An 18072-nucleotide genomic window follows, 5' to 3' on the forward strand; every position below is an offset into this window, starting at 1 on the left:
GGTTGCCATAATCTGACCACAAAACCCAAAAAAAAGCGCCGCTGCCCAGGCAGCGGAGCAAGCAAAGGGGGGTATTATCCGAAAAAAACGGCTGTTCTGGCCGCAGCGAAATGGATGCGAATTCCGGTGAAGAATTCGGCAATGATCCGTAACAACAGCTCTACCCTAACCACTGCACACGAAACGGTCAAGCCCCGAAGTACGCGGGTTGGGGAAGATGACAGGGCTGTCATGCAGATGCTGTCGATTGTCATGATGTTGAGGCTTGCGCGGTGGTGAACCAGCGTATATGTTGCAGTTGCGACCGGCGCACGGGCAACCTGTGAAGCACTGGAATGGCAGTCTGGTGCGCGCTGGCTATGCACCACAACAAACACCTGCATGAACAACGGCAGACTATGAAAAAATATTTGCGCTATCTTGGAACCGTGCTTATCACGGCGGTGTTTCTTCTGGCCATATATCTTTTATACCATAAGCTTAAAAGTTACAGTATTGCCCAGATACGTGAAAGCATAAGCCAGATTTCTCACGGGCGCATTCTCTTTTCCATGCTGCTCATGGTGGTCAATTACATAATTCTTGTGGGGTATGACTGGCTGGCTCTCAAGGCCATTCATAAAGATCTGCCCCTTCCCCGCGTGGGGCTGGTTTCATTTGTGGGGCAGGCCGTAAGCTACAACTTTGGTGCCCTGCTGGGCGGCACAAGCGTGCGCTACCGTTTTTATTCTGCCTGGGGATTTTCGCTGGTAGAGATAGTGCGGCTTGTGCTCATGCTGGCCGTGACCTTTTGGGTTGGCGCGCTGGGCCTGTGCGGTCTCATTTTTATTGTCAGCCCGCCCTCCATTCCCGATGATCTGCTGGCCAAGATGCCCCTCACCGACGTGCGCATTCTTGGCGTGGTGCTGCTGCTGATTGCCTGCTCGTACCTGATTCTGTGCTGTACGGTGCGCAAGCCCGTGCATCTTTTTGGCAAGGAATTTGTTTTTCCGCCGCCGCATATTGCCTTTGCCCAGGCCCTGGTGGCCGGGGTGGACATTATCGCCGCTGCGGGCTGCATGTATGTGCTGCTGCCGGGCGATATGGGCATTGGTTTTCTCGATTTTCTGCCCAGTTACCTCATGGCTCAGGTGGCAGTGGTGCTTACCCACATTCCTGGCGGGGTGGGTGTTTTTGAACTGGTCATTCTGCATCTCACGCACACCACGCAGGCACAGGCCGTATTTGCTGCCGTGCTGCTGTTTCGCATCATTTATTTTATCATTCCGCTGCTGGCAGCCGCCGTGCTGCTGGCCATATACGAAGTGCGCCAGCGCAGCGACATGCTGCGCGAAACAGGGCGCTGGCTCTCGGTGCTTTCTCACTCCATTTCTGCCTACATGGTGTTTGCTGCTGGCGTGATACTGCTGGTGTGCGCCATGCTGCCGCCCGGCAAGCACATGCTGCACGCCCTGCGCAGCATGATTCCCTACGAGGCGCTTGCCATCGGACATTTTATTACGGCCATATCGGGCGCAACCCTGCTGTTTGTTTCCTACGGGCTTGAGCGCCGCCAGTCGCGGGCTTTTTTGCTGGCTGTGATGTGTCTGGGGCTTGGTATCGTCGGGGCCCTGCTCAACGGCTTTTCCTGGATAACAGCCTCAATGGTCAGTATTGTGCTGCTTGCCGTATGCCTGGCGCGCAGGCGTTTCTACCGCTCTTCCTTTTTCTGGGAAGAACCCATCCCCGGTTACTGGCTGTTTGGCGCGCTTGGGGTGTTGGCCATGGCGGGTTTTATTGCCTGGGCGCTGTACCATCCCTCGTGGAACAAGGCCGCCGCCTGGGGATTTGATCGCCCGCACATGGGCGCACAAACCCTGTTTGACTTCTTGGGTATTGCCGTTGGGCTGGCGCTTTCGTGGATATGGCGTGTCAGCCTGCGGTTGCGGGCCCGCAGGCATAAGGCGGCCCACCGTTGATAGGGAATGTGAATACAGGGTAACATCTGAAATTTGATAACAATAATGCGGTCTTCCGTTTGTTCGGAGGGCCGCATTCTTAGTTGGGGGCTGGGCTGCCGTAGGCCCGTGGTGGAGAAAGCCGGTGAAGCAGGGAGGTGACGTACACCCTGGCGCTGTTTATCTGTATGGTTTATCCAGGCTCTTTGCAAAGGCTGGGCGGCCATACAGAACGGGCTGCGTTCAGAGCTTCCGGCAGCTTTTCGATAAGCGCGCCAATCTGCGTGCCGGGGTTGGGGGCGCAGTGCTGCGCCAGCAGGCGGGCCATACGGGCCGCAGCCGTGCAGGCTTCAGCCATGCAAGCCCCGGCGCACAAAAAGGCCGTGGCCAGCCCGGTTACCAGATCGCCCGTGCCGCCAATGCATTCCATGCTGGCAACAGAGGGCGCATCAACCGTTGCCGCAATGTGTCCATCCAGAACAATATAATCTTTTGACCCTTTGATAATCATGTTTTTCGGGCAGTTGCCGTGATCGCGGGCGCGCTGCAACAGTGGCGGCACGTCGTCCTCCTGGGCCAGCAAAAATCCCCGCGTGTAAAAGGGGTGTGGCGCTTTTTCATCGGCCAGGAAGGCCAGCTCGCCAAGATCGGGGGTAAAGAGATCATAGGCATCGGCATAGCCGCTCATTTTTGCCACATACATAAACCCTGCATCAGCCACCATGACGGGGGGCGCAGCAAGCGCCTGCACCGCCATGAGCACACGGTTGTGCCAGTCCTGATCGGGGAAAAGATAGTGGAAGGTCAGACCGGCGGGAGCCATATGGGCAAGATTCTGTTCCAGCCATGCGTAGATGGCACGGCTGCCCGCGCCAGAGCCGGGATCGCCCGCCAGTAACAGGCGTGGCGGGGCAACGCCAAGCACCTCGCAGGCCAGAATGGCCGTGGCCGCAAGGGCCGCTGTGCCGCGCTGCACGGATACGGTCTGTCCGTCCGGCAGATGGAGCAGGCCGTGCGACACGGTGCTTTGGCCCTCAAGCCCCGCAGGGCAGAGCGCAAAATCGGGGTCGGGCAGAGTGCCCACTATGCACCACATGCGCGCTGCCTCCGCAGTTCTTCAAAAGCTTTTTGCAGGCTGTAGCAGCACAGGGTTTGCCCCAAGCTCAAAGGTTCCGGGGCTTCGTCAAGCCGCAGGCCGCAGAGCTTGTGGGCCACCCACGGCACATCGGGGCAGCCGCCGCCAGAAATGTTCACAATGCGTCCGTCGGCAGTATCAAGGGTAATTTTCATGTTGGCGGCACGCACCATGATCCAGCGGTTGTCCAGATGTTTGATCTGGTAGAGCGACACCGGCTCCAGCAGCACATCGTTGGCACTGACAACCTGGTTTGGGTGCAGGCCATCGTGCTCAAGTATTTCCATAACATGCGCCTGGCGCACCAGTTCAAACACCACAACCATGTCGCAGCCCGTATGCAACTGGGGCGGCGGGCCCTTGACCTCAACATCAAGCCCGGCGGCGCGCAACTGGCGTTCGGCGCGTATAACTTCACCCGTATGTTCAAAAACCAGCAGGCCCCTGTCGTTGCAGCCGCGTTTGTCCGCGCCGCCTTTGCCAGTGCCGGAATGACCGCGACCCCCTGCACCGGGAGGCGTAAAAATACCGCGCAGCCTTTGGGCAAGCCCGCGCAACACTCCGCCTTGTGGTTGGCTATGCATCATCGGTTCTCCAAATGCTGCTTGCCCGCCTAGTGTGATGCCCTGGCAGGGTGGTGGAAAAAAATTGGGGGTACTGCACGGAAAAATCCTGGCAATGGCGCACAGGCGCGGGCGGCAGTGCTCACCCGCGCCTGTGCCCATCACTAAGGCTCTCAGGCCTTGGTAATGTCGAGGCGCGTGACGCCGTCATTTTCAGCAGTGGCGGTCACCTTAAAGCCCCGGTTGCGGGCTGCGCGGCTGACATTTTCAAGGCTGGCATCGTTATCAACCACCACGATGAAAGGCCCGTGGTCGTCCACTTTGACGGCGGTCAGAAACATCAGAACAGGCTGCGGGCAGGAAAGTCCCCTGGTATCTATGGTGGTGGACATTACGCGCCTCTCTTGCAGTTGAAAAAGCCTATGCAAAGGCAGATGGCAAGCCCGGCGAGGGTAGCAGACATGCCATGCGGGCCAACGCCAGCGGGGCTGGAGGCCAGTCCAAAGTTGTGGGCAACGGCGGTTCCCACAATAAGGCCCACGGCAAAAACGGCGGCATCGTTGTCGCCCTCGCCAGCCATGAAGAGCTGGCGGCCAGGGCAGCCCCCGGCCAGCGCAAAGGCCAGACCGGCAGTGGCCATGCCCAAAAAGTTCCACAGGTTGTCGGGCTGGGCAATGGGCTGGTTTTCAAAGCCGGGCTTGAACGCGCCAAAATACAGGTTCAGCACCAGTGCCGCACCCAGCATGGCCAGAAAGCCAAGGGCCAGATGCCATTGCTTGAAAAGCAGCACATCGCGCAGTGCGCCCATGGTGCAAAAACGGCTGCGCTGGGCCAAAAAGCCCACAATCAGGCCCACGCCGATGGAAAGAATAAAGGGCGCGTGCTGCGCACCGGGGCCTTTGACGGAATAGAAAAGCACGCCGCTCTGGGGCTGTTCGGCCACTTGCGGATTAAGCAGGTAGAGCGCCACAAACGCGAGCATGAGGCCGGGCAGCACAAGGCCCGAAATTTTGCTCTGCCCCTGGCTGCGGCCCAGGGAAAAGCCCATGCGAAAAAAGACAGTGCCAACGCCCACACCACAGATAAGGCCAGCAAGGCCAAACAGGGCAAAGGCATCACCGCCTGCCAGGCGCAGAATGACGCGCCACGGGCAACCCAGAAAGACCAGCGCGCCGATACCGGCAATGCCGCCAAGCAAAAAGCGGGTGATGGGGGCCGAGCCGCCGCGCGGTTTGTATTCGCCAAAGGCCAGTGCCGCCCCAAAAGCGCCCAGTACCATGCCCATAATTTCTGGCCGCAGATACTGCACAACGGCAGCACGGTGAAAACCAAGTGCGCCCGCGATGTCGCGGTTAAAGCAGACCACGCAGATGCCCATGTTTCCGGGGTTGCCCGACTGCTGTAACAGCACGGCAAGCACACCGAAAACAAGTCCTGTGGCAACTATGCCCGTTGTGGTGGAGAAAAAGTTGAAGCCTGGTTTCATGAAATCCTCCTTGTTGGGGCCAAAGGCCCGTGGCGAAGCCAATGGGGATACCGGCAACGCAAACGGAGGATTGGGGAGATCAGGTGGGCAGGGCAAAAAAACCATGCGCCAGCATCAAACCGGGCCGCCGTTCGCGTAAGCTCCACAACGTGGAGCTCATTGCTGTGCGTCAGGTTTTGCGCTTGGGCATGGTTTCCTCTGCTCTATCTTAGTGCCGACGTGCGGCGAAGAGATCGGTAGCTGCTCTGTTCTATCCTGCCTGCGAGTTCGATACAAGGCCATTGGGGCCGATTTACAAGGCGTTTGTCAAAGTTGTCAGGATGCGGTGGTGAGGCTCACGCTGTCTTCGCCGTCGCGTTCGGCCAGCATCACGTCCACATGTTCCTGCCTGCTGGTATTGACGGTTCTGCCCACGTAGTCGGCATGGATGGGCAGTTCGCGGTGGCCCCGGTCGATAAGGGTCAGCAGTTCCACGCAACGGGGGCGGCCATAGTCGAGCAGGGCCTCAAGCGCGGCGCGGATGGTGCGGCCCGTGTAGAGCACATCGTCAACCAGAATGATGACCTTTTCGTCAACACTTTCGGTAATGCGTGACTGCCCTATGCTGGGTTTGCCCACAAGGCTTGTCCAGTCGTCGCGGTAAAGATTGATATCGAGCGTGCCAAGCGGCACGGTGTGTCCAAGGCGGGTTTGCAGCAGGGCCGCAATGCGGCGGGCAAGGTCTGCGCCGCGTCTTTCGATGCCCACAAGCATCACTTCGCCGCATGCTGCGTGGCGTTCCAATATTTGCGAGGCGAGGCGTTCAAGCACGCGCGCCATTTCGTCTTTTTCCAGTAACCGGGTCGTGGACATGGTTCCTCCAATGGTGGATATGCCCGCCATTCTAGCCGTTTTTGCCTTTAAAGAAAAGCCCTGCGGCAATTGACAAGCCCCACACATGACCTTAGTTAGTAAAACACTCGAATCATGGAGGACGTATGATCGAATTGACCGACAGCGCCCGTAAGGAACTGGATTCGTTCTTTACCGGCAAGAAAAAGGAACCCATCCGGGTCTACATGACCGCAGGTTGAGGCGGCCCGCGCCTTGCCCTGGCTCTGGATGAGCCTAACGACCAGGATCAAACCGAGGAACAGGCCGGCTACACCTTCTGCATCAACAAAGACCTTGTTGGCGAAGTACAGGGTGTAAAGATTGATTTAACCTACATGGGCTTTGCGGTTGAACCCGTAGTGCCCTTCGCTTCTGACGGCAACGGCGGTGGTTGCAGCAGCTGTTCAAGCGGCTGCGGCAGCAACGCATAAGGCGGGGTGGTTCCCGCTGGCCGGATGAAGCAGGCCAGCCTGTTTTTCGTTACTCTACATTATATATGATATCGAGCGTATCGAAAAACATCGGAGGAACCATGCTTGAACTGACCGAAAGCGCCCAGAAGGAACTGGCGGCCTTTTTTGAAGGTAAAGAAAAAAACACCATTCGCGTCTATCTCGCCCCCGGCGGTTGCAGCGGGCCGCACCTGGCCCTGGCACTGGATGCCGCAACGGATGAGGATGTGAGCGAAGACCAGGGCGGGTTCACCTTCTGCATCAACAAAGAGCTTCTTGCTCAGGTTGAAGGCGTGAAGATTGATCTGACCTATTCTGGCTTCACTGTTGAGCCTACAGTTCCCCTGCCCCAGACGGGCGGTGGGTGCAGCGGCTGCTCCGGCGGCTGCGGACACTAGAAGCAAATGACTGGTTAACCGGGCGGCGGCCTTCTGCTGCCGCCCGGTTTGCTGTTTCATGGCCGCGCTCGCGTGGCCGTGTCGGGGGCGGCGCAGGCTGCCCCCGGCGCTGTTATATAACCCCCCCACAGGTTCATGGACACTTTCGGCGCACTGCTCTCAAGCAACGACAGGCAGATATATCTCGAACGCAGCGGCATGGTTACGCGTTGCCGCCTTGCCTGCGAGGCTCTGGACAAAGGGCGCAGCGTGGCCCTGCTGGCCCGCACCCGCGAAGAATTCAGCGCGGCCCGCGCCCTGGCCACTCTTTTTTCTCCCGAAGTATCACTGGCAGATCCCGCCCTCGTGCGCCCGGCGTGGCAGCAGCCCTGTCTGGCTTTGCCAGCCCTGAGCCAGTGGCAGGACAAGCCCTCGTGGGCGGCCCGTCTGGCGGCCCTGTATGCCCTGAGCCTGGGCAGGCCCCGCGTGCTTGTGGTCAGCATAGAGAGCCTGCTGCTGCGCTACATGCCGGTCAATTTTTTTCATTCCCGCACGCTCGAAATAGGCAAGGGCAGCGATTACGCACCAGAACTGCTGTTGGAGCAGGCCGTGGAATGGGGCTACGAGCGGGTTACCATGGTCACACGGCCCGGCGAGATGGCACGGCGTGGTGATATCCTTGATCTCTTTCCCGCTGGCTACGCCCGGCCCGTGCGGCTGGAATTTTTTGGCGATACCCTGGAAGAAATGCGGTTTTTCGATGCCGAAACCCAGCGTTCGCTTCAGGGGTGTGACGAACTGACCCTGCTGCCGGTGAGCCCGCTGGCCTATGACGCGCGCGAGGCCGAGGCCACGCGCGAGCGCTTTGACCGCATGTTTGCCGAGGGCCGCATTGGTGAAAATGACTGTTATTCCTTTAAAAAAGCTTTGGATGCCGGTGGTGCTGGGCTGCTGCCCGGCTGTGGTGTAGAAGCCCCCAGCCTGCTTGAGGACTGGCTGCCGCAAGACTGCCTGTGGCTCTTGCCCGGCGAGGCCGACAGCGCCGAGTCCCTGCGTGATGGCCGCCTTGCCCTCAAGGAACGGCTGGAAGCAGAAGATGCCCCGCTGCCGCAGCCAGCTTCGCTGGCCCTGCGCAAAAGTTCGCAGCCCGCACCGTGGAACGCCTTTCAGCGTGTATACGCCGAGCCTCTGGTCATGGGCGTGGAGGAACGCGGCCTGGATTTTGCGGAACGAACCCTGCATTCGTTCAGCGATCTTTTTCCGCTTTCTGGCGCGCAAGACCGCCCCTGGCAGCACCTTGCCGCCGCCCTCAAGGAGTGGCAGGGCGCGCGCAGACAGGTGGTGCTGAGCTTTTCATCCGGCAGAAGCCGCGCCAAGTTTCTGAAGCTGGCCGAGCAGGACGGCATTGTCCCGGCCCAGCGTTACGCGCCAGATCAGCGCGGTCTGTTTGCCCTTGTTTCACCCTATCGGCAGGGGGCCGACCTAGCGTGGGACAACACCCTGGTGCTGGGTGAGGATATTCTGTACCCCAAGGCCGAAAAAACGCCCCGCGTTTCTTCGCGCGTGTTCAAGGGGTTGGATTCCTTTGACGATCTGAAGCCCGGCGACCTTATGGTACACCGCGATTACGGCATTGGCCGTTTTGCCGGTCTGCACCACATGGACGTGAACGCCGTTGCCAACGACTTTCTGCTCATCGAATACTCCGGGCGCGACAAGCTTTATGTGCCGGCAGACCGCATGGGGCTTATCCAGCGGTTCAAGGGGTCGGAGGGCGTGGAGCCCGCGCTGGACCGCCTGGGCGGTACGGGCTGGACTTCGGGCAAGGAAAAAGCCCGCAAGGCCATTGAAAAAATCGCCGCCGATCTGGTGGAAATGTACGCCTACCGCAAGGTGACAAAGGGCTTTCGTTACGATCCCCCGGGCGAGCTCTACCACGAATTTGAAGCCACCTTTGGCTTTGAGGAAACCCCCGATCAGGCCAAGGCCATTCAGGACGTGCTGGACGACATGGACAAGTCGCAGCCCATGGACAGGCTGGTGTGCGGTGACGTGGGCTTTGGTAAAACAGAGGTGGCGCTGCGGGCCACCTTTCGTGCGGCCTCAGAGGGGCGGCAGGTGGTTTTGCTCTGTCCCACAACCGTGCTGGCCGAGCAGCACTACCAGACCTTTCGCGCGCGTCTGGCGGGTTTTCCCGTCAACGTGGGCCTGCTCAGCCGTTTTGTGACGCGCCCAAGGCAAAAGGAAGTGCTCAAGGCTGCGGCAACGGGCCAGGTGGATATTCTCATTGGCACGCACCGCGTGCTTTCAAGCGACGTAAAGCTGCCCAATCTGGCCCTGCTCATTCTTGACGAAGAACAGCGCTTTGGCGTGCGCCACAAGGAAAAGCTCAAGGCGCTCAAAAAGAACGTGGACGTGCTGACCCTGACGGCCACACCCATTCCGCGCACCTTGCAGCTCTCCATGTCTGGCATACGCGAGCTCTCCATCATCGAAACCGCTCCGCAGGACCGCAAGCCCGTGGCCTCTGCCGTGCTGCGGCGCGATGATTCCGTGCTGCGCAAGGTGCTTGAGCGCGAGATAGAGCGCGAGGGACAGGTGTTCTGGGTTTACAACCGTGTGCAGGGGCTCGAGCGGGTGGCCGAATACGTGCGCACTCTTGTACCTTCTGCCCGCGTGGGTAAGGCCCACGGGCAGATGTCTGAAACCGAGCTTGAGGACACCATGCACAAATTCTGGCATGGCGAACTTGATGTGCTGGTGTGTACATCCATTGTTGAATCCGGTCTCGATTTTCCCCGTGCCAACACACTGGTGGTGGATCAGGCGCAGATGTTTGGTCTTGGCCAGCTCTATCAGCTGCGTGGCCGCGTGGGCCGCAGCGACAGGCAGGCCTATGCGTTTTTTGTTGTGCCCGATGCCGAGCGCCTTACTTCCATTGCCGAGGAACGCCTGCGCATCATTATGGATATGGACTACCTTGGCGCGGGCTTTCAGGTCGCCATGGAAGACCTGCGCCTGCGTGGCGCGGGCAACATTCTTGGTGAAGTGCAGTCGGGGCACATGTGCCGCGTGGGCCTTGATCTGTACCTTGAAATGCTCGAAGAAGCCGTGGGCCGCCTTAAAGGCACGCCCGAAGCCCATACCGTGGAAACGGAACTTACTTTGGGCTTGCCTGCGCATATTCCCGCATCGTACATTGAAGACGGGCGTGAACGTTTGCGCTGCTACAAAACGCTTACTTCCGCCGCTGGCGGGGCAGCGCGCGAAGAGGCCGCCCTTGGCATCCGCGACAGGTTTGGCCCCTTCCCCGAAGAATTGCGCAACTTTCTTGCCGTGCTGGATTTCAAGCAGTTTCTCACCGAGCTGCAAGTGCAAAAGGCAGACGTACACATCAACCATGTGCGCCTTGTGTGGCCAGATGGGCAGAACGCCGTGCAGCCAGAGCGCATCGTGGCGCTTACCGCCTCCATGAAGGACGCGCGCATGCTGCCCCCAGCCGGACTGCATCTGCCCCTGCCCGCAGATATGCCCTTTGCCGAGGGATTGCAGAAACTGCGCACCGCCCTTGAGGGCATTCGCATGAAGGCTGGCGCATAGTGCTTTTTTACGGGCAGGCCAATTGCCCGGTCATGAAACTGTCATGATTATTATGGAAAGATGGTGAACCGATTCATGCAGCCCCTTGTTGCCCTTGCGCGTCAGATTCAGGCCCTCGCACTGCCCAAGGCTGTGCAGCGTACCTTGCGCCCGCTGTGCGTGTGGCTGGCCTGCTGCTGTTGCCTGCTGCTTGCGGCCTGTCTTGAAGCCCGCCTGCCCGATGGCGTGGTGGCTACCGTCAACGGCGAGCCCATTACCCTGCGCAGGCTGCAAACCCTGCTCGACAGCCGCTCGCCCTCGCTGGGGGCCATGCGCAAGCCCTCGCTTGAAAATATGCGGCGCGAATACGGCGAAGGCCTGGGGACACTCATCATTTATGCGCTGGTGCGGCAGGATTTGCAGCGCCTGCAAATGACAGTGAGCCCTGCAACCATGGAAGCCGCCGTTACTGAAGTAAAAAATGATTACGGCGGCGGTGACGGACTCGACAAGTTTCTGGCCGAGGAGTCGCTAGACCCCGCCGAATGGCGGGCCCTGCTGTTCGAGCATCTTTCCATGCTCACCTTTGAAAGGCGTGTTCTCGCGCCGGGCATACGTATTTCCTTGCCGGAACTGCGCGATTATTACCAGACCCACGAAGACGATTTTCGCATGCCGGAAACCCTGCGCGTATGCCTTGTTTCGGCTGAATCCCGCAAGGATGTGGAAGGCTTTTGCGCAGTTTTTCCCGGCGGTTTGGGCGAAGCGCGTAAAAATGTGCAGCTTCAATGCCTGAATGTGCGCTCCGGCGATCTGCCGCAGAACTGGCAAAAGGCCGCAGCGGCTCTCAAGCCCGGCCAGTGCGCGCCCCCCCGGCAGGAAGATGGCCTGTGGCGCGGGCTTGCCCTGCTTGAGATACACCCTCCGGCGCAGATGAATCTGGCTGAAACCTATCCTATTGTGGAAAATATTCTGCGCGAGCAGAAAATGTCTGAAGCATTTGAGAGCTGGCTGGAAAAGTCGCTGGCCGCTGCTGTTATCAAGGTAGCCAAGGACATTGCCCCCGATTTGCTGACAGCGCCCGCAGGACGGGTTGCAGGGCAGGGGGGCAACGGAACCGCCGCAGGGGATACTGCTGCCACGAATGAGGAAAAAGCCTTGCCCGCAACGCACGATGAGGTGTACGAGGGCGATATTCCCGATGGCGGGTCGGGAGGCGGCGCGCTCGAAAATCAGGGGCATGCCCCTGAAAACGGAGCAGCCGCAAAGCCAGCCCCAGAGCAGCCGCGCAAGCGCGAAGGCGGGGCGGTCAGAAGACGCTGAGGCCAGATGCCTTTTGCCGGTGGCGTGCGGTTTGCGCGGCTCTGGTGCTTACATTGCATATTGCGCTGGATTGGGATATAATTTTACAGATAAAGCGCGGGATTTTTGCGCGCAATCAGGGAGTATAACGTGAGAAAGACGCTTGCTTTGGCGCTGGTTATCTGTTTAATGACCGCCTTTGGTGCTCAGGCTGCCCAGATTAACAAGGTGGCGGCCGTGGTAAACGGTCAGGTTATCACCATGTTTGACCTGCAAAAAAATGCTGTGCCCGACCTTATGCGGGCGCGCGTCAATCCCAACGACCCTGCCCAGGCCAACGCTGTTGATGCCATTCTGCGCAAGGCGCTGGACGGCATGATCATGGATATTCTGGTGGTTCAGGAAGCCAAACGGCTCAAGGTTGCCATTTCTCCCTCTGATGTGGATGCCGAAATCACCAAGATCATGAAGGGAAACAACCTTAACAAGCAGCAGTTTGAAGAAAAGCTTGCGCAGCAGAAGACCAGCGTGGCCGAGCTGCGTAAAAATATTGAAAAAGGCCTGATCCGTCAGCGCGTCATGAGCATGGAAGTGGGGCGGCGCGTGCTTGTAACCCCCGAAGAAATCAAGGCCTATTACGAATCGCACAAAGACACCATGTACGACCGCACTGGTCTGCACATGGCCTTGCTGGTGTATCATCCCAACGCCAATGCGGCGGCCCTGGCGGCGCAGATCAGGTCGGGCGCTGTTTCGTTTGAAGAAGTGACCCGCAAGTATTCCATCGCGCCCAACAAGGAAAACGGCGGTGACATGGGCGCTGTGGAATGGGACAAGCTCAACCCCGAATGGGAAGCACGCCTCGCCAAAATGAAGCCCGGCGATGTGACCGATATTTTTGAGCTTCAGGGCCGCAAGGCGCAGGTGCGTCTGTATCGCCCCGGCGGCGGTGAAATGAAGATGCTCACCTTTGAGCAGGCCAAGCCCATGATTGATGGTATCCTGCGCCAGCCCAAGGCCATGGAGCGTTTTGAGGACTACACCAATCAGCTGCGCAGCAGGGCTGTTATCGACATTCGAATGTAGTGGACTGCCACGGCGGTTCCGGCTTATTGCTGGCAACAGCCGTCCCTTGGGGCGGCAAGACCATTATCGAGGCTTTACATGACCTTAGTGGAATTGGGCGCCGCTTTACGCGTAGAACGTGAAAAGCGGGGCCTGGACATGGAAGACGCGGCAAACAAGCTGAAAATCAGCGCCCGTCTTCTGCGCGCTTTGGAGGAAGGGGACGAGCAGTCCTTGCCCCCTCTGGCGTACACCAAGGGGTTTATTCGCTCATACGCTTCATACGTGGGCCTTTCAGCAGAAGAAGTCAGCGAAGCGCTCGGTGCGCTTGAGGCTGCGGCAGAGCCTGCGGCTCCGCAAAATGTTTATGAACCCGAAATGGTTCTTACCCCGCGCCGCAATCTCAAGCCCATTCTGGGTTTTGTGGTGATGGTGGGTATTGTGGCAGTGGTGCTCATTGCCTGGCAGCAGGGCGCACTGGATTTTTTGGGCAGACAGACGCGCCGCCTTGCGCAGCCTGCGCCCATGCAAAGCGCCGAATCTGTTGACCCCGGCAATCTCGCTGGCCGGTCTGCCCCTGTAGCTGCTGCCCCTGCCACTGTGGCCCCGGGCGCTTCGGCTGCGGGCGGCACTGCAAGCCAACCCTCCGCTGCCCCGGCCCCCACGGCCCAGGCTGCTGCCACTGCGGCAGCCCCCGCTGGCAAGCCTGCTGCCCCGGCGGCACAGGCCAGCGCTGTTTCTCCTGCGGCCAATCAGCCTGCGGGGCAGGCTTCCGCCGGGCTGCCCCCTGTGCGCGGCACTGCGGCCCCCGCAGCCGGTGCAGTTGCCCCGGCCGGATCTGGCCAGGCCGCTTCTGGCCAGGCCACAACAGCGGCGCAGTCTGGCGAATCCCAGTCAGGTTCGCAGCACAAACTTATAATCACGGCCACGGAAGAATGCTGGATCCATTCCAACGCAGATAAAACCGATACCCGTCAGTTTTCGTTGCACAAGGGCGATACCTTTGCGCTGACGTTCAGCAAGAGTCTGGATTTGAAGCTCGGCAATGCTGGCGGCGTGCGCCTGCGCTATGATGGAGAAGAACTGCCCCAGGCGGGGCAGAGCGGTCAGGTGCGTAACCTGACATTTCCTCCAGCGGACAGGCAATGACCGAATGGGCAGATCACGCGTTGGTGCTGCGCATCGGGCACTTTCGCGAATCGGATCTGTGGCTGAAAATGCTTTGTCGCAAACACGGCCTGCTGACGTTGTTCGCCTTTGGCGGCAGCCGCAGCAGGCGTCGTTTTTGCGGCTGCCTCGATGTGCTCAACAGCCTGCATTGCCGGGTTAAAACATCGGGGCGCGGCGGGTTTCTCAATCTGGAAGAAGCCGTGCTGCTGGGCGGGCCGCAAACGCTGCGGCGCAACTGGCGGCGCATGGGGCTTGCTGCCAATTGTCTGCGTTTTGTCGAGGCCCTGGGCGTTAACGACGAAGGCGCGGGCGAGGCCTTTCAACTGGTGGAAGACCTGCGCAAGACTCTTGAAGAAGCGGACAACGTGCCATCGCTGCTGCCGCTTTTTTTCAGGCTGCGCTTTGCGGGCGTGCTGGGCTTTGCCCCCGACCTTGGCAAGTGCGGCATGTGCGGGGCAAGCATTGGCGGCCCGGCGCAGTTTGTGGTTGATGAGGCCCAGCTGCGTTGTCCCTCGTGCCGCGCAGCGGCGGGGCCAGCGCGTTACGGCGTGGAACTGGGCGCTGGCGGGCTTGACCTTTTGCGCCATGTGCAGCAAGAATTTCCCTCCGGCTGGCATGCGGAAGAACTGCCTGCGGCAGATCGGCGTGCCTGTGCCAAGGTAATCGACGGATTTGTGCAATATCATCTGGGCCTGTCGTGGGAAGGGGGATACTTTCGCCACGTTTGAGCGCGCAAGCGCCATACATTTCTGGCTCAGGTTTTGGGATGGATCGGGGGCGGCGGTTTGATGCCAATGCCGCGCGTATGCGTCTGAGAAAGGCTACGAACAAAGGACAGCGCATGTATTTTCAGGATGTCATATTAACTTTGCAGAACTACTGGGCCAACCAGGGTTGCGTTATTGAACAGCCTTCGGGTGTGGAATGCGGGGCCGGTACGTTCAACCCCAACACGTTTTTGAGGGTTATTGGGCCGGAACCGTGGAGTGTGGCCTATGTGGAGCCCTCGCGCCGTCCTACGGATGGCCGCTACGGCGAAAATCCCAACCGCCTGCAACGGTATTTTCAGTTTCAGGTGATCATGAAGCCTTCGCCGGACAACGTGCAGGATCTGTATCTGCAAAGCCTCAAGGCGCTGGGCATCAACCCCGCGCAGCACGACATCCGCTTTGTGGAAGACGACTGGGAATCACCCACCCTGGGCGCCTGGGGGCTTGGCTGGGAGGTTTGGCTCAACGGTATGGAAGTGAGCCAGTTCACCTATTTTCAGCAGGTGGGCGGCATTGACCTTTCGCCAGTGAGCGTAGAGCTGACCTATGGCCTCGAACGCCTCACCATGTATCTGCAAGGTGTTGAATCCGTTTATGATTTGGCCTGGAATAAAAACGTCACCTACGGCCACATCTATCATCAGAATGAAGTGGAGCAGTCGCGCCACAATTTTGAGGCCAGCAATCCCGAGATGCTGCTGCGGCATTTCAGTGATTTTGAAGGCCAGTGCAAGGCCCTGCTAGAGCAGGGGCTGCCGTGGCCTGCCTACGATTACTGCCTCAAGTGCTCTCATACCTTCAATCTTCTGGACGCACGCGGAGCCATCTCCATCACCGAGCGCACCGGCTATATCGGCAGGGTGCGCGCCCTGGCGGCCGGTGTGGCGCGATTGTATGCGGCCCAGCGTGAAGAACTGGGCTATCCCATGCTCAACAAGGATGCGAGGTAAGCCGTGGCGACCTTTGTGCTTGAAATTGGCAGCGAAGAGTTGCCTTCCCGTTTTTTGGCCCCGGAAGAAAACGAGCTGGCCTCGCGCTTTAACGGTGCTTTGGGCGAAGCCGGGCTTGAACATGGTGCCTTGCGCGTCATGAGCACCCCGCGCCGCGCCGTGGTGATTGTTGAAGACCTCAACCCCGTTCAGGTGGAGAGGGAAGAAGTGGTATCTGGCCCGCCCGTGCGTGTGGCCTACGATGCCGAAGGCAAGCCCACCAAGGCGCTCGAAGGGTTTGTGCGTACCAATGCCTGCGCGCTTGAAGACGTGTTTCGTGTTGAAACCGACAAGGGCGAATATGTGGCCGTGCGCAAGCGTACCGGCGGGGCCGCTGCTGCTGATCTGCTGGCAGAGATATGCCCTGCGGTTATTACGGCTCTTTCGTTCCAGAAGCGCATGCGCTGGGGCGCGCACACCTTGGCGTATGCCCGTCCGCTGCGCTGGATTCTGGCCCTGCTGGACGATGCCGTTGTTCCCTTTACGGTCGGCCCCATGACCTCCGGGCGCGAAACATGCGGGCACCGCATCCACGGTGCTGGCCCCTTTGCGGTGGGCCATGCCAGCGAATTTCTGGCAACCCTGGCCGGGCCTTGTGGCATCACCATTGACCCGGCGCAGCGTCGCAGTGTTATTGTTGACGGTGGCAATGTCCAGGCAGCCGCTGCGGGCGGCAAGGTGCTGTGGAAAGACAGCCTGCTGGATGAAGTGCAGGGGCTTGTTGAACATCCCGTGCCCCTGCTGGCCGATTTTGACCCAGCCTATCTTGAGGTTCCGCGCGAGGTGCTGCTCACCAGCATGGAGAGCCACCAGAAAAGCTTTGGTATTGAAGGGGCCAACGGCGAGTTGTTGCCGCATTTTCTCACCGTGCTCAACATCACGCCCGAAGATATGGACGTGGTCAAGCGCGGATGGGAACGTGTGCTGCGTGCCCGCCTTGAAGATGCCCGCTTTTTCTGGCAGGCCGATCTGCGCGAAACCTTTGATCGCTGGTTGCAAAAGCTGGATACGGTCATCTTTATTGGCGGCCTTGGCAGCATGGGTGATAAAACACGTCGGCTTGAGGCCCTGTGCCGCTGGCTGGCAGAAAGCTGCGCTCCCAAGCTGGCCGACGATGCCGCCCGTGCCGGTCGCCTTTCGAAAGCCGACCTGGTGAGCGGGCTGGTGGGTGAATTTGATACGCTTCAGGGTATCATGGGGGGCATCTACGCTGGCCGCAAGGGCGAAAGCACAGCCGTGGCCGATGCCCTTGGCGAGCAGTATCTGCCCGCCGGGCCAGATTCGCCGCTGCCCAAAACCCTGGCTGGCGCATTGCTTTCCATGGCTGACAAGGCAGATACCCTCGCGGGCTGCTTTGGTCTGGGCATGATTCCTACCGGTGCTGCCGACCCCAACGGGCTGCGGCGTTGTGCCCTGGGCATCATCCGCATCATGCTCGATTTTGGCCTTACCATCGACGTGCGGCAGTTCTTTGCCATGGCGCAGCAGCTCTACGGCGACCGCCAGTGGAAGCTTGCACCGCACGACGCGCTGGATAAGCTTATGGAATTTTTTGCGGCACGACTGCGCAACTATTTCATGAGCCAGGGACAGGACACCTTGTTGGTGGACGCCGCCCTGGGCGCCGGTGCTGAAGACGTGAAAGATTGCGGCGCGCGTCTTGCGGCACTTGCGGCCTTTAGCCAGGCAAGTGACTACGAGGCGGCGGTGCAGACCTTCAAGCGTGTGGCCAACATTCTGCGCAAGCAGGGCCAGGCTGAGGAGCTTTCTGACCACTGGGATCCCTCCTTGCTGCGTGAAGACGCGGAAAAGGCGCTGGCATCCACGCTGGAAGAAATGCTGCCCCGCCTTGATGCCCTGTGGGCTACCCACGACCACACGGCGGCTCTGGCCTGCCTGAGTGATGTGCGCCCTGCGGTGGATGCCTTTTTTGCCGGGGTAATGGTTATGTGCGACGAGGCTGATCTGCGCCGCAACAGGCTGAGCATGCTGCACGGCCTTGGCTCAAGGTTTGCGCGTCTGGCAGATTTTTCTGCCTTGCAGATGTAGATTTGTTGTGTAATTTTAGGGGAGTGAAGGCGTACAGTTGTGCGCCTTTACCCCCCAGGTTTAGAAAAATATTTGAAAAAATGGCATGATTGCTTGACAGCTACCCGTGCCAGTGGTAATTACCCATCTCCGCGACAACGCGCCGATTTCTGATTTCATGGCTTGCGCGGGCAAGCCCAACATATGTGGAGGATTCAAAGTGGCCAACCATAAGTCAGCCCTCAAGCGTCACAAGCAGAGCTTGCAGCGGGCAGGCCGCAATCGCGCCGCCCGTACCCGCGTGAAGAATGCCATCAAGCAGGTTCGCGCCGCCATCCAGAACAAC

17 protein-coding genes are annotated in these 18072 nt (G+C 59.5%); 12 read left to right on the forward strand and 5 right to left on the reverse strand.

Features of this window, described 5'->3' with window-relative positions:
• Together ACE3NW_RS11255 and ACE3NW_RS11260 are read left to right on the forward strand one after the other, a co-directional pair.
• The coding region (locus tag ACE3NW_RS11255; RefSeq protein WP_374283435.1) for a hypothetical protein at positions 1-279 on the forward strand (279 nt) is incomplete at its 5' end.
• Positions 280-398: 119 nt separating this feature from the next.
• On the forward strand, positions 399-1958 hold the full coding sequence (locus ACE3NW_RS11260) for a lysylphosphatidylglycerol synthetase family protein (RefSeq protein WP_374283437.1): 1560 nt from the start codon (positions 399-401) through the stop codon (positions 1956-1958).
• A 172-nt stretch (positions 1959-2130) separates the two neighbouring features.
• On the opposite strand, the gene ACE3NW_RS11265 is transcribed toward ACE3NW_RS11260, so the two are convergent.
• From ACE3NW_RS11265 to pyrR, 5 genes are all read right to left on the reverse strand, one after another.
• Positions 2131-3033 (reverse strand): NAD(P)H-hydrate dehydratase, encoded by a 903-nt coding sequence (locus ACE3NW_RS11265; RefSeq protein ID WP_374283440.1) that lies wholly within the window; start codon positions 3031-3033, stop codon positions 2131-2133.
• Entirely contained in the window at positions 3021-3659 is a 639-nt protein-coding gene (locus ACE3NW_RS11270) for a DUF3343 domain-containing protein (protein WP_374283442.1), read from the reverse strand. The genes ACE3NW_RS11265 and ACE3NW_RS11270 overlap by 13 nt, the downstream gene beginning before the upstream one ends.
• Positions 3660-3808: 149 nt before the next feature.
• Positions 3809-4027, reverse strand: coding sequence for a sulfurtransferase TusA family protein (locus ACE3NW_RS11275; RefSeq protein WP_374283444.1), 219 nt, complete (start codon positions 4025-4027; stop codon positions 3809-3811).
• Positions 4027-5121, reverse strand: coding sequence for a YedE family putative selenium transporter (gene yedE, locus ACE3NW_RS11280; protein ID WP_374283446.1), 1095 nt, complete (start codon positions 5119-5121; stop codon positions 4027-4029). The genes ACE3NW_RS11275 and yedE overlap by 1 nt, the downstream gene beginning before the upstream one ends.
• 315 nt (positions 5122-5436) lie before the next feature.
• Positions 5437-5973, reverse strand: a complete 537-nt coding sequence (gene pyrR / locus ACE3NW_RS11285) for a bifunctional pyr operon transcriptional regulator/uracil phosphoribosyltransferase PyrR (protein WP_374283449.1) — start codon at positions 5971-5973, stop codon at positions 5437-5439.
• Positions 5974-6098: 125 nt separating this feature from the next.
• Here pyrR and ACE3NW_RS11290 point away from each other — a divergent pair, with 125 nt between their 5' ends.
• The 10 genes from ACE3NW_RS11290 to rpsT form a co-directional block, all read left to right on the forward strand.
• Complete coding sequence (locus ACE3NW_RS11290; RefSeq protein WP_374283451.1) at positions 6099-6425, forward strand: IscA/HesB family protein; 327 nt, start codon at positions 6099-6101, stop codon at positions 6423-6425.
• Positions 6426-6526: 101 nt separating this feature from the next.
• Positions 6527-6844, forward strand: a complete 318-nt coding sequence (locus ACE3NW_RS11295; protein WP_374283453.1) for an IscA/HesB family protein — start codon at positions 6527-6529, stop codon at positions 6842-6844.
• A 135-nt stretch (positions 6845-6979) separates the two neighbouring features.
• The gene (gene mfd / locus ACE3NW_RS11300; RefSeq protein WP_374283455.1) at positions 6980-10423 is read left to right on the forward strand and encodes a transcription-repair coupling factor; all 3444 of its coding nucleotides are present in this window, start codon (positions 6980-6982) and stop codon (positions 10421-10423) included.
• A 75-nt stretch (positions 10424-10498) separates the two neighbouring features.
• Positions 10499-11725 carry a peptidylprolyl isomerase gene (locus ACE3NW_RS11305; RefSeq protein WP_374283457.1) on the forward strand — a complete coding sequence of 409 codons (1227 nt, stop codon included), beginning with the start codon at positions 10499-10501 and terminating at the stop codon, positions 11723-11725.
• A 105-nt stretch (positions 11726-11830) separates the two neighbouring features.
• The gene (locus ACE3NW_RS11310; RefSeq protein ID WP_374283459.1) at positions 11831-12790 is read left to right on the forward strand and encodes a SurA N-terminal domain-containing protein; all 960 of its coding nucleotides are present in this window, start codon (positions 11831-11833) and stop codon (positions 12788-12790) included.
• 78 nt (positions 12791-12868) lie between these two features.
• Positions 12869-13918, forward strand: coding sequence for a helix-turn-helix domain-containing protein (locus ACE3NW_RS11315; protein WP_374283461.1), 1050 nt, complete (start codon positions 12869-12871; stop codon positions 13916-13918).
• Positions 13915-14667 (forward strand): DNA repair protein RecO, encoded by a 753-nt coding sequence (locus ACE3NW_RS11320; protein ID WP_374283463.1) that lies wholly within the window; start codon positions 13915-13917, stop codon positions 14665-14667. The genes ACE3NW_RS11315 and ACE3NW_RS11320 overlap by 4 nt, the downstream gene beginning before the upstream one ends.
• 113 nt (positions 14668-14780) lie before the next feature.
• Positions 14781-15659, forward strand: a complete 879-nt coding sequence (gene glyQ, locus ACE3NW_RS11325; protein ID WP_374283465.1) for a glycine--tRNA ligase subunit alpha — start codon at positions 14781-14783, stop codon at positions 15657-15659.
• 3 nt (positions 15660-15662) lie between these two features.
• Positions 15663-17747 (forward strand): glycine--tRNA ligase subunit beta, encoded by a 2085-nt coding sequence (gene glyS, locus ACE3NW_RS11330; protein ID WP_374283468.1) that lies wholly within the window; start codon positions 15663-15665, stop codon positions 17745-17747.
• 199 nt (positions 17748-17946) lie between these two features.
• Positions 17947-18072: 30S ribosomal protein S20 (gene rpsT, locus ACE3NW_RS11335; protein WP_374283470.1), on the forward strand; the 126-nt coding region annotated here is incomplete at its 3' end.

The organism is Desulfovibrio sp. (genome assembly GCF_041907885.1).
In the GTDB taxonomy this organism is placed as follows: Bacteria; Desulfobacterota; Desulfovibrionia; order Desulfovibrionales; family Desulfovibrionaceae; genus Desulfovibrio.